The organism is Lysinibacillus sp. 2017 (assembly GCF_003073375.1).
Taxonomy (GTDB): Bacteria; Bacillota; Bacilli; order Bacillales_A; family Planococcaceae; genus Solibacillus.
Window position 1 is genome coordinate 3,526,131 of sequence record NZ_CP029002.1, and the last position, 12,393, is coordinate 3,538,523.

15 protein-coding genes are annotated in these 12,393 nt (G+C 37.4%); 3 read left to right on the forward strand and 12 right to left on the reverse strand.

Annotated elements, in window-relative coordinates:
• Positions 1–8 precede the first annotated feature (8 nt).
• The gene (locus DCE79_RS17230; RefSeq protein ID WP_108714181.1) at positions 9–728 is read right to left on the reverse strand and encodes a YebC/PmpR family DNA-binding transcriptional regulator; all 720 of its coding nucleotides are present in this window, start codon (positions 726–728) and stop codon (positions 9–11) included.
• Between the two features lie 166 nt (positions 729–894).
• A complete protein-coding gene (locus DCE79_RS17235; protein WP_108714182.1) occupies positions 895–1,752 on the reverse strand; it encodes a KPN_02809 family neutral zinc metallopeptidase in 858 nt (285 codons plus the stop codon).
• Between the two features lie 218 nt (positions 1,753–1,970).
• On the opposite strand from DCE79_RS17235, the gene DCE79_RS17240 reads away from it, so the two are divergent.
• Positions 1,971–2,489, forward strand: coding sequence for a sigma-70 family RNA polymerase sigma factor (locus tag DCE79_RS17240; protein ID WP_108714183.1), 519 nt, complete (start codon positions 1,971–1,973; stop codon positions 2,487–2,489).
• On the forward strand, positions 2,482–3,828 hold the full coding sequence (locus tag DCE79_RS17245; RefSeq protein ID WP_108714184.1) for a hypothetical protein: 1,347 nt from the start codon (positions 2,482–2,484) through the stop codon (positions 3,826–3,828). The genes DCE79_RS17240 and DCE79_RS17245 overlap by 8 nt, the downstream gene beginning before the upstream one ends.
• A gap of 43 nt (positions 3,829–3,871) precedes the next feature.
• Here the strand turns inward: DCE79_RS17245 and DCE79_RS17250 are convergent, their stop codons facing one another.
• The 7 genes from DCE79_RS17250 to DCE79_RS17280 form a co-directional block, all read right to left on the reverse strand.
• Positions 3,872–4,330, reverse strand: a complete 459-nt coding sequence (locus DCE79_RS17250; RefSeq protein ID WP_108714185.1) for a low molecular weight protein-tyrosine-phosphatase — start codon at positions 4,328–4,330, stop codon at positions 3,872–3,874.
• Positions 4,331–4,472: 142 nt separating this feature from the next.
• Complete coding sequence (locus DCE79_RS17255; protein WP_108714186.1) at positions 4,473–5,075, reverse strand: lysophospholipid acyltransferase family protein; 603 nt, start codon at positions 5,073–5,075, stop codon at positions 4,473–4,475.
• A gap of 70 nt (positions 5,076–5,145) precedes the next feature.
• A complete protein-coding gene (locus DCE79_RS17260; protein WP_108714187.1) occupies positions 5,146–6,030 on the reverse strand; it encodes an NAD-dependent epimerase/dehydratase family protein in 885 nt (294 codons plus the stop codon).
• Positions 6,031–6,033: 3 nt separating this feature from the next.
• Entirely contained in the window at positions 6,034–6,873 is an 840-nt protein-coding gene (locus tag DCE79_RS17265; RefSeq protein ID WP_108714188.1) for a putative RNA methyltransferase, read from the reverse strand.
• Between the two features lie 95 nt (positions 6,874–6,968).
• A complete protein-coding gene (locus DCE79_RS17270; RefSeq protein WP_234417289.1) occupies positions 6,969–7,928 on the reverse strand; it encodes a polysaccharide deacetylase family protein in 960 nt (319 codons plus the stop codon).
• Between the two features lie 152 nt (positions 7,929–8,080).
• The gene (locus DCE79_RS17275; RefSeq protein ID WP_108714189.1) at positions 8,081–8,752 is read right to left on the reverse strand and encodes a nuclease-related domain-containing protein; all 672 of its coding nucleotides are present in this window, start codon (positions 8,750–8,752) and stop codon (positions 8,081–8,083) included.
• 139 nt (positions 8,753–8,891) lie between these two features.
• Positions 8,892–9,599: a YjjG family noncanonical pyrimidine nucleotidase gene (locus tag DCE79_RS17280; RefSeq protein ID WP_108714530.1), complete on the reverse strand. Its 708-nt coding sequence runs from the start codon at positions 9,597–9,599 to the stop codon at positions 8,892–8,894.
• A 142-nt stretch (positions 9,600–9,741) separates the two neighbouring features.
• Here DCE79_RS17280 and DCE79_RS17285 point away from each other — a divergent pair, with 142 nt between their 5' ends.
• Complete coding sequence (locus DCE79_RS17285; protein WP_108714190.1) at positions 9,742–10,512, forward strand: TSUP family transporter; 771 nt, start codon at positions 9,742–9,744, stop codon at positions 10,510–10,512.
• A 38-nt stretch (positions 10,513–10,550) separates the two neighbouring features.
• Here DCE79_RS17285 and DCE79_RS17290 read toward each other — a convergent pair whose 3' ends face one another.
• From DCE79_RS17290 to DCE79_RS17300, 3 genes are all read right to left on the reverse strand, one after another.
• On the reverse strand, positions 10,551–11,228 hold the full coding sequence (locus DCE79_RS17290; RefSeq protein WP_108714191.1) for a DUF554 domain-containing protein: 678 nt from the start codon (positions 11,226–11,228) through the stop codon (positions 10,551–10,553).
• 82 nt (positions 11,229–11,310) lie between these two features.
• Positions 11,311–11,781, reverse strand: a complete 471-nt coding sequence (locus tag DCE79_RS17295; RefSeq protein ID WP_108714192.1) for a DinB family protein — start codon at positions 11,779–11,781, stop codon at positions 11,311–11,313.
• 77 nt (positions 11,782–11,858) lie between these two features.
• Positions 11,859–12,368 (reverse strand): DNA-deoxyinosine glycosylase, encoded by a 510-nt coding sequence (locus DCE79_RS17300; protein WP_108714193.1) that lies wholly within the window; start codon positions 12,366–12,368, stop codon positions 11,859–11,861.
• Between the last annotated feature and the right edge of the window lie 25 nt (positions 12,369–12,393).

Consider the following 12,393-nt stretch of genomic DNA (forward strand, 5'->3'; position numbering starts at 1 on the left):
GGGAAAACTTATTCGCCTAAATCAGCGTTGTGGTAAACGCGTTGAACGTCTTCTAACTCTTCTAATGCGTCAATCATTTTTTCGAATTTCGCTACATCGTCGCCTGTTAAAGGTGTTTCTGTTAATGGTAACATTGTTAACTCTGCAACAGTAAATTCTTCAACACCTGAAGCTTTGAATGCCTCTTGTGTTGCGTAAAATTGTTCTGGCTCAACATAAACGATGATTGTGCCTTCTTCATCCATAATGTCACGCATATCTAAATCTGCTTCCATTAAGATTTCTAGTACTTCATCTTCTGTTTTACCTTCGAAACCAAATACCGCAGTTTTTTGGAACATATGTGTAGCTGAACCACTTACGCCCATATTACCGTCATTCTTACCGAATGCTGCACGTACTTCTGAAGCTGTGCGGTTTACATTGTTTGTTAAGGCATCAACGATTACCATTGTACCGCCAATACCGAAACCTTCATAACGTAACTCGTCGAATTGCTCATCGCCGCCGCCTTTAGCTTTGTCGATTGCTTTTTCAATGATGTGTTTTGGTACTGAATATGTTTTTGCACGTTCTAAAACTGTTTTTAGTGCACGGTTTGAATCTGGATTTGGTTCCCCAGATTTTGCTGCCACATAAATTTCACGACCAAATTTTGCATTAATACGACTTGTAGCTGCATCTTTACCAGCTTTTTTTTCTTTAATATTATTCCACTTACGACCCATTTAACTCACTCACTTTCAATTTATATAAAGTAACGTTTCTAAATATAGAACGAAAAAATATTTTTTAACTTATTTATTATACATAAAGACTAAAAAAAGGTGAATTATTCTGTAAAAAATTTTTTTGAGCCTCTAGCAGATTATTTCCAACTAGAGGCTCTCAACTTTATAAATTTGCTGCATTAAATGTGTCACCACCATTTAACGTACCGAGTTCAAAACCTTTTTTAAACCAGCGCATACGTTGCTCACTCGTACCGTGCGTGAAGCTTTCTGGTACGACATAGCCTTGCGCCTCCATTTGAAGTGTATCATCACCAATCGCATTAGCAGCCGTTAATGCTTCTTCAAAGTCGCCTTCTTCTAAATACCCTTTATTTTGGACGTGATGTGCCCACACACCTGCTAAATAATCCGCCTGCAATTCTAGACGAACCGTTGCTGCATTATACTCTTCTTGCGATGCTTTGCCATTTAATGCATGGACTTGCTGAGAAATACCTAGCAATGTTTGTACGTGATGACCCACTTCATGTGCAACAACATAGGCCATTGCAAAATCGCCTGGCGCATTAAATTGATTTTTTAGTTCCTTATAAAAGCTTAAATCAATATATAATTTCTGATCTGCTGGACAATAAAATGGGCCGACTGCTGCACTCGCAGTCCCACAGCCAGAACTTACGCTATTTGTAAATAATACGAGTGTTGGATTTGCATAGGTCTTACCTTGTGCTTTGAAAACTTTTTGCCATACATCTTCTGTATCTGCTAATACTACCGATACGAAATCTGCCAATTCCTCTTCCTCTGCAGTTGGCTGATATTGTTCTGTTGTTTGTCCATTTTGCGTGATGCTTTTCGACACCTCACCAATGACATCTCCAGCGTCTCCACCATTTAACAATGTAAAAATAATGGCAATAATAATCCCAACACCGCCCAAGCCGCCCCCTATTTTACCAGCGCTCATGCCTCGACGATCTTCTACATTGCTACTTTTTCTTCTTCCGTTTACATCCATATGTTTTCCCTCCAACTTTACATAACTTCTCTTTGCCATTTAATTACCCTGTTTCTGGGACATTATAACACTCGCCCAACTGGAAAATATTATGTATATCTACAGCCATTCATTATGATAGTAAATAATAGATCCTTTTCACAACTTTTTTGTTTTTACCAAAACGTTCGAGCTTGTTGCCTCGTCTAATCAAAAAATAAAAGAAAGGAGCACAGTTTATGCTGAATTCAGAGGAACACGCTTTCAAAGAAATTATGGAAACCTATAGTGATTATTTGTTACGTATCGCCTATTTATACGTTAAAGACTGGCAAGTGGCTGAAGATATCGTGCAGGATACATTTTTATCCTATTACGTAAGGTTTGAGCAGTTTGAAGAGCGTGCCTCGTTAAAAACATATCTTGTTCGCATTGCGATAAATAAGTGCAAAGATTATTTAAAAAGTTGGAAGTATCGCAAACTTTCATTGACCAATCAATTTTTCGGCGGTAAAAATGACCATGCACATGCCATTGAACAGCAAGAACGGCTTGATATTGCAAATGCTGTACTATCTCTGCCAATCACGCTTCGTGAAGTCACGATTCATTATTATTATGAAGAATTATCTGTACTTGAAGTAGCCGAGTTGCTATCTCTTTCTGATAACACGGTCAAAACACGCTTACGTAGAGCGAGACAATTATTAAAAGAACAATTAGTGCAAGATGAGTGGGAGGTGCTTTCGCATGAATGAAGTTAAACGACAGTTAAACAAAAAAATGGGGGATACTAAAGATCGAACAAAAAGAATTATTAAAAATGTTGAACAGCAAAAGCATCAGGTGCCAACTAATAACAAATCATCCAAAGTGTATTATGTAACCTTTGCTTCTTTTGTTGTTTTACTTAGCATATTTTTCTTTTTATATCCGTTTAATTCCAATCAACTAACATCTGCTCCTTCACCAAAAATAGGGACACAAGAAACACAAGCAGAACAAGCTTCATTAAATCTTAAATCATTTTTCAAGAACGATGGAGACATTGCCAAATTTATCGGTGACTTTAATAAATATGCTGGCTTCACTGAAACAACGACTTGGTTAAATGATGAATACGTTCAGCTTCTAACCGATAACGGTGGGTCCGCAACGCGCCAAATTTACAAAGTATCAGAAGACAAAATCGAACTTGTACTTGAAAAAATAGATATTTCTAAAAGTGAAGCCCTTTCAGATGAAAAGCTCAAAGCATTAAAGCCCATTTCCACTCTTCTAATCGCACAGATAGAAGACGGTGCAACGTTTAATAACAAAGTGGTTACTTATCCAGTTGAGTTTTTGACACCTTATAAAAAGTTTAGCGATACCATCCAAGTAACAGTAAAGGAACCATCTTCAACCATCGACTATTACTATGCTCAACAGTACGGTTTAATCGGTAAAATTACGACATTTAAAGATGGCTATCAAATTACATCGATGCTCACTTCTATAAACGATGCATCTCCTACAAATACAGCAAGTGTACTGCCAGTATTCAACAAGACAACAAATAAAATAGAAGCTTTTCCGTTCGAGGAATTTTCACTACTGTTAGATCCTTTATTTATTTATAAGCCCGGATTTAATTCAGATGATGTCACGTATGAAGCCATTTATAACAGTTCTGACAAGGAGCTGGGCATCTTTGTCGTCAACTCAGAGCATAACTATAGAACGGGAATCGTTGTACGCTCTAATGGAAAAATTAAAGTCATTGGTGGTAGCCATTATAAATTAGCAGATTGGCAACTCTCGCCAAACAAGCAATTGCTTGCATTCCGTTATTCAGCTGAGAGTGAAATAGAAAATGAAGCGATCACCTATGATTCCTTACATGTGGTGGATTTAAATGATATGCGTTTTACAAAACTTCATGTGAATACGGACTTTACGATATTTGGTACACCTATTCTATCTTATAAGTGGCTGGATAATGCGACCATTGAATATAAAATTCCAGATGTCGATTCTCAAGATTCTGGGGTGCTCTTACAATGGCTACAAAGTGGTGGAAAATCAACAAAGCCTATCATCGGAACATTAAAATAACAAAAAAGATTTTGCACATACAAGTACATGTGCAAAATCTTTTTTATAATTGTTGTTCAATTTTCGCAAGTAATGCCTCGCAGCCCTCTAAGCACAAATCATACGTTTCTTGAAAATCACCTGTATACCACGGATCTGGAACATCCTTTTTATGTGTTGTAAGGTCAAGAAAACGAAACACCTTCGCATCGCCCTCTGCGCGTAACATTTGAATCGTATTTTCCACATTGCTTGCATCCATACACACGATATAATCAAAGTTCTGTAAATCTGAACTCATTAACTGACGAGCCTTCATTCCAGCTGTTGAAATCCCGAATTCCTGTAATTTTGCCTTCGTTCCTTTATGAGGTGGCTCACCGATATGATAATTACTTGTACCAGCAGAATCGACTTTAATCTCACTCGTTAGCCCACGCTTTTCTACTAAATCACGCATCACGGCCTCTGCCATTGGTGAACGACAAATATTACCTAAGCATACAAATAACACGTTCTTCATATGTAATCCCCCTATTAGTAGAAAACACATGTTGCACCAAATAGCGCAATATGATGTTCTTACTTATGTGAATTTCCCTAAAATTTAAACTTTCTTATTCGCTAAAAGAAGCTGCACGGAATATTCCGTACAGCTTTTTTCTTTATTTCACTTCTGGATGCATCTCTCTCAGTTGTTTCGTTAATCGCGTTAACTCTTCTTCTAAAAAATGCACCGATGCATCACGGCCTTCTTTACCCGACTCTACCATAAAAGGCTTTCCGTAAATTAAATAACCTTTTTGACGTTTAAATACACCTTTAGCATTTTTCGGTCCGATATAAGCAGCGGGTACAATTTGTGCCTTTGATAATTGAGCAATCGTTATAGCACCTGCTTTTAACTCTGAGTTTTCAGAGCTGCGGGTACCACTTGGGAAAATCCCAACAATCTTCCCGTCTTTAATTAATTGACGCGGAACTTTAATGACACTTGGTCCAGGGTTTTCACGATCTACTGGGAAAGCATTTAAGTTTTTGATTAACCAGCCTAAGCCTGTAATATCGAATAATTGCTTTTTCGCCATGAAATGAATTTCACGCGGTAATATAGATACACCTAAATTTAAAATATCAATATAGCCGTTATGCGTACATGCAATCACAAAGCCGCCTTCTTTTGGGACATTTTCAAGCCCATATACTTTTGCTTTTGCGCCGTTAACACCTAGAATTCCTTTTACAACATTCGCAATAAATTTATACACGTTTTTTATCCTACCTTATGTTTAATCTATTTCTATTGTAAGCGATAGTAATGTACTTCTTCAACGCCTACTATTTTGCACTCGATTTTGCAACTTCTTCGACTAATGAGGGTAACCATTCATTGAGCTTACTAAATGTAAAGCCTGCTTGCTGTGCTTTTTCGGTTGTCATATACCAAGAAGCTGGCACGGCATATGGCGATCGAATTTCATCTGTTCCTAGTAAAGCAATTTTCGCGCGTTTTTCTGTTTTCTCTTCAATGAGTGCAATGAGCGCCTTTAACGAAATAATGCCATTTGCCGCGGCGTTAATTGGACCTTCTACCTCATTCATTCCTACCCATGCTAAAAAGCGTGCTGCCTCTGTTGCTTGGATGAAGCCCATTTCAGCATCCGTATTCACAAATCCAATCGGTTCCCCATTTATAATACGCTCCACATGGAAATGTAGTCGACGCGTATAATCGTCCTCACCCATGACAATCGGGAAACGAACTGCAACAACGGGGAACTGTGCAAATTTATAAAAGACCGCCTCTGCTAAACGCTTACCTTCCCCGTAAGTAAATTGCGAAGCTTCCCCCATCATGATGCCATACGTGTACGGATCAAAATCAGCTTCTGCATGCGGTTGTCCATTTGCTTCATAAGTTGATAGTGTTGAGGTAAATACGAGCTTCCCAATGGATCCATTGAAAATAGTACAAAACTGCTTTGCTTCATTTGGCGAGTAGCAAATATTGTCGTACACAACGTCAAAGTTTCGACCTACTACTGCTTGTTTAAAGGCTTCTGTATCTTTACGGTCTACTTGAATATGTTCAACTGTATCACCAAATGGGTTTTCTGAATTACCACGCGTTACAATCGTTACGTCATGGTTTTCTTCTAGTAATCGTTCCACTAATTTTTGCCCAAAAAAGCGCGTTCCACCTAACACTAAAACCTTTTTCATTCGTTAACGCTCCATTCCAATTAATAAATCTAAATCAATCGTAATTTGTTGTAATTGAATGCTTTCTTTATGTTCAATATGCCACCCCATCGGAGTCATTTCAAGTAATTTTGGAACGAGCTCCTGTGATAGCGGTACCGTATACGTAATACGCTTTACTTCAGTATGGGTAAAACTATCTTTAAAACGCTCAACAGTTTGGGCGTTCGTATAGCTTTCTTTTTCTGAATCGGCAAATGCCTGCACACGTAATTCCTTTAAATAATTTTCTTGTGGGACAATTTTCAGTACTTTCCCACCCGGCTTCAATAACCGCTTAAATTCTTCATAGTTTGCGGGTGATAAAATATTTAAAATCGTATCAAATGAACCCGCGCTGTATGGACTATTTGCTAAATCTCCCACACACCAAAGTTCGTCGGCATAAAATTTTGCAGCCGCGACAATGCCCTCTTTTGAAATATCAACACCGATTCCGATTACTCCGTCTATTTGTTGGCAAATACGGTGTAAATGTGAACCCTCTCCGCAACCTGTATCCAGTACAATTGGTGATGGCATTTTAATTTCATCGACAATTGCTTTTTGCATCGGATCGTAAATACCCGAATCAATGACGGCATGGCGTGACTCGAATAATTCTTTTCCGTACATCGAATGAACGGGGCGGTTTAGTAAATATAAATAGCCTTGTTTTGCTACATCAAACGAATGATTCGATTGGCAGCTCATTTTTCCTTCTTCATTAATCTCCATTTGTGTTTTACAAATAGGACACGCAAAAATTTCTATATGTTGTTGTATTTGTTGAATACTTAACGCTCGTTTTGATAATAGACCCATCATGAATTCCCCTTTTTGTTGTTCGTTTGTATCGTACCACACTTCGTAATAAATAAAAAAAAGGAAATAGTTTTCACTATTCCTTCTGGTTTTGCCTACAATTGTTCTAGTTCGCTCACTGTAACAAATTCATAACCTTGCTGTTCTAAATAGGTGATGACCGCATCTAATGCTTCATAAGACTCTTCATAAATATCATGCATTAACAAAATCGTATTATCTTTTGCCTGTTGCTTCACATTTTCTAATGTTTTTGCAGGCGTTTTATGATGCCAATCCATCGTATCCACATTCCATAATACAGGAGTCATCGGAATCGCTTGTCTTACCTGATCATTGATAGCTCCGAATGGTGGTCGATATATCGTTGGATATTGACCAATAACACTATAAATTTGTTCATTCGTATCATTCATTTCTTTAGAAAGTTCTTCGGCAGTTAGTTTCGTTAAATTGCGGTGACCCCACGAATGATTACCAATTTCATGACCCTGTTCATGTACTCGCTGTAACACATCTGGAAGACTCGCAACATTTTGACCTAGTACGAAAAAGGTAGCCTTTGCGTTATGCTTTTGCAGCACAGCTAAAATTAAATCGGTTACTTTTTTATGTGGACCATCATCAAATGTTAGCGCAACTTGTTTTTTCACGGATGCCGGCTGCTCAGTCTGAACAGGTTGTTCTGGTTGTTGTTCTTGTGGGTATTTCTGTTGTTTTGCTGGTTGTGTCACTTTTGTTTGTTCCTGCTGTGGTTTTTCAACTTCCTCTTTTATTAGTAATCCTTTTACGGCTATATATGTATTACAATTTCGAATTAAATTAGGGAGTCCACTTTTTTGCACAAAAACTGGTTTATTCCACGCTGACTCGATGGGTGCTTGCTTATTTAAATGCATTAAAAATTCTCCAAAAGCTAATTGTTCTATGTATGTAGGGCTTGTCATGGCTTGCTTATTACTTGCAAATGCTGACTCTGCAACGAGACAACAAATTATACCGATTAAAAATAAGAAACTTAATAGAACGCCAAAGCCTTTTGATTTTTTGTTCATCTCTCTTACCTCCACACTTCTATACTCGTTACTTATTAGACGTATGAAGAATATCAAAAAGTTTATAAATATGGAATAAAAAAATGCTCACTTTTTTAATAGTGAGCACATTTGATACTTATTTAACTCTTAACACTACTTCTTATTGACTATTAATTTGTCGATGTCACTGGGTTATTTACAGTTAACGTCGTACCTTTCACATTCATCATGCCTTCTAATGCGGCATAAATGGATTGAATTTCTGTTTCAGACAAATGATTTCCCTTTAAAGAATGAACCCATTGCTTCATTTCAGACGCTTTTATCACATCGGCATCCTCTGAATGAATTTCTACTTGTTGAAACGAACAATCATTTGTAAAAAGAACGACCGAATGAAACATACTATCGTTCATTTCGGGAAGCTGATCTTGCACTGCATAACTTAATCTTTTTGTTTCGTGAATTGGATTTTCAAATACTCTTGATTGATTTTTATGTAGTAGCTCTGTCCATTGGATATCTTGCTCACGTCCATTAATCCAGCCCGTCTTCTCTTTTACGTTAATGACATAAATGCCTGATTCATGTATTAAAACCGAATCAATCATATGCATCTCATTATTCACCGGAACTTGAAGATTAACTAACATTTTATGAGAACCTTTCGCATCATCCATTACATTTACTAAATTATGTGCCGTACGTACCTTTTTATTTGTCCACAAATCAAAATACGAGTAACCTGTTAATTTATAAAATGCGGTATTATCATGACGATAAATATTCACCACAAAATAACCCAAAATAGCAATCACCACAATTACAAAAAATAGTGTCATTATGCTCACTCCTTGCGTGCATCGTTACCTATCATTTTAACAAAGATTGTAAGTCTTTTCTATACACCTATGGACTACTTTTGTTAAACCGTTCGACCTTCTCTTATCGAGTAGTCTATCAAAAAAGTACTATTATCCCTTATTTTTTTAAGTTAATTTTGCTATTGTTTAAAATCGGTACAAGCTGCGCAATTTTTTCAATCGTATATGTTGGTTGCACTGCTTTTTTTGGCTTCTTATGTGGATTTAACCAACAAGTATCAATTCCTGCACCAGCACCACCCGTAATATCTGCACTATACGAATCACCGATAATCATTGCTTTTGTTGGATCAAAATTTGGAATACGTTCAAAAACAAAGTCAAAAAATGGTTTCATCGGCTTTTGGTAGCCTGTATCTTCAGATACAAATACTTGTTTAAAATACGGGGCTAGGCCTGTTACTTCCAATCGTTTATTTTGCGTATCTGATATACCATTTGATGTAATATAGAGCTCGTAATTTGGAGATAATGCTTGAATCACTTCAAGAGCACCTTCTACAAAAACTTTGCTTCCCGCTAAATAACTGCGGTATTCTGCGTCTAATTCACGGCCATTCACATGTCGGCCAAAATGCTCAAACGTTTTGCCAAATCGTGTTTCCATTAATTGTTCTCGTGTAATTTCCCCCTCTTCAAGTGCCTGCCAAAGTCCTGAATTGATTTTATGATAGACATCTTCTATTTCAGGCGTTAAAGGAAATTTATGCGCTGCAAACAATTTAGGTAATGCCCATTTTTCTGCCGCGCCAAAGTCTAATAATGTGTCATCTAAATCAAATAATAAAAATTGATAGTTCTTCATGATAAAATCTCCGTTTCCACTCGTTTCATTCATTTACCATAGCATAACCCCTTAAATAGTTTAACTATTTCCACCTCTTCTATTTACATTCTATTTTAATTTCGTTAGCATTTTATTATTACATAGAAAGAAGGTCTGCTTTATGGGGTTTGATTTAGACCCTCACCTTATTATTATTTTAATTTGCTTTGGATTTTTAGCTGCTTTTATCGATTCTGTCGTAGGTGGTGGTGGTCTTATTTCTCTTCCAGCGCTTCTATTTACAGGATTGAGCCCATCTGCAGCTGTCGCAACCAATAAGTTGGCGAGTACGATGGGGGCATTAACGAGTACGATTACGTTTTATCGTTCTGGTAAACTCGATCTAAAATCCGTCGCAAAATACTTTCCATTGACCTTCTTCAGTTCAATGATTGGAGCCTATATTGTCCATTTAATGGACCCGAGTTTGTTAAAACCGCTTATGCTTGTTATGCTAGCTGTGGTTGCAATTTATACGATTTTCAAAAAAGATTGGGGCAGTATTTCTTCTGTTAAAAAGCTCTCTCAAAATAAATACATATTGTTTTTATTCGTCATTGCGTTCATTGGCTTTTATGATGGCTTTTTAGGTCCTGGCACAGGTTCCTTTTTAATCTTTGCATTTTTAATGGTTGGCTATGACTTTTTAAAAGCAGCTGGCAATGCGAAGTTTTTAAATTTCTCTAGTAATATTGGCGCCCTTTTAATGTTTATTTGCTTAGGGCATATCAATTTTACATATGGACTCATTATGGGGGCTTCACAAATTGTCGGTGCCATCATCGGTTCTAAATTTGCAATCAAACGTGGGAGCGGCTATGTTCGCATTTTATTCATCCTTGTTACGGTGACTTTACTTGCGAAAAATGGCTATGACTATTTCTTTAAATAAAAAAATCACTTCGCTTTTATGGGCGAAGTGATTTTTGTTTAAAATAGTAAAAGTAGAACAAACCATGCGACTGGTATGAGAAGAGCCGGTAGCATATTGAGCGTTTTGCTATCTTTAATGCCTAAAATCGATAAACCCGATGCAAAAATAAGCACTCCGCCAACGATTGATACTTCTATCATAAGTGCATCGGTTAAGAACGGTTCTAAATACTGCGCTAGTAAATAAATGCCGCCTTGCCAGAAAAATAACACAACCGCGGCGAACATAATGCCAATGCCATATGTCGCAGCTAACGCCATGGCTGTCACAAAATCGAGCGTAGCATTCGTTAATAAATATGTATGATTGTTATGTAGTGCACTTTCAATCGGTCCTAAAATCGATAACGTCCCAATACAAAATAATAAAATAGCCGTTGAAAGTCCCTTACTTAAATTCGAATTGCCAAAGCGGCCGACTAGTATATTAAATTTGCCGTCTAAATTTAATGCCGCCCCTATAAAACTGCCAAGTGCTAAGCTCACGATAAATAAGACAGGATAATCACTCTTTGGCATGTTTTGCACGATGGCATTGGCACCAAGTGCAAGTGCGGCAAAGCCCATCGCATTGAATAGCGCACTTTGATATTCCTCTTTAATGCCTTTTTTTAACCACGTCCCAATTAATGTTCCAACGATAATTAAGATGACGTTAACAATTGTTCCAAACATGGAAGACTCCTCTCCTTATTACAAAACCCAATTCGTATCAAAAAAGCTCCGAAACTAGTCCGGAGCGCATCTTTTTATTTATTTATTTCATTTCTTGTGTTGGACCCATTACTGGTGGCACGTTTAAACCTGCTTGTCGTAATAGTACTGTCATCTGACCAACGTGATGCGTTTGGTGTAGGATAACCTTGCTTAGTAATACACCGCGCTTCATTGAACCACCAAATGCAGGAACTTCCTCTTCTAGCTGTTCTCTCGTTAATGTAGCCACTTCTTTTTTATAAGCTTCTAGTACCATTTCATATTTTCCGGCGATTTCTTCCATTGTTTCAGGCTGTGGCATGTCTGGACCTGGTGCTGGAATTTGTAAACCTGCAAACTGACCAAATGCTCCTGCTACACTAACTAAATGCCAAGCTAACCAGCCTAGTGAGTTATGTCCTTCTACAATCGCTACATCCATTTTATCAGTTGGAATGGCCTGCATTACTTTTAGGGCGCCTTTTGATGACGCTGCCCAGTCTTGTACAAAATCTTCTGCTACTCGATACATATAATTTCCCCCTTATGTTCAATACCTTTATCATATCGGACTCTTTTGGTAGACGCTATTAGAAAAACTTATACGAATTATTTTTCTAAATAATTTTTTAGTATGCTCCACGCTTCTACCTTTTCATCAAACGATTTAATATTCTTTCCTGGAATGGGGCTTGTCGAAGGCATTTTTTCAAAATATCGCCCTTCTAAAAGAGATAGCCCAACCTTCTTTTTAAACACGTCGAAGCTTTTGCCCCCGTTAAATAACACGAGCTGAATTTGCGGGAAATGTTTGAAAAGAGCTTCGAAATCATTAGGAATTTCATTTTTAATCGTTGCATCTAGGCTACCTTGTCGTTCACAGCTTTCAATGGAATCCCATAAACCAATGCCTTTTGAACGTAGTAACTCAATCCGATCTTCATAGTGTTTGGGTATTTCTGTTTCAAAAAGCTGTCCGACAATCGGCCAAAAATGATTACGCGGGTTGCCGTAATATTGCTGTTTGTCTAATGACTGCTTTCCAGGCATGGATCCAATAACTAAAACTTGTGTTTTTTCATCTACAATTGGCGGTAACACGTTTTGAATCGGTTGCATATGTACAACCCCTTCTTTATCTTTT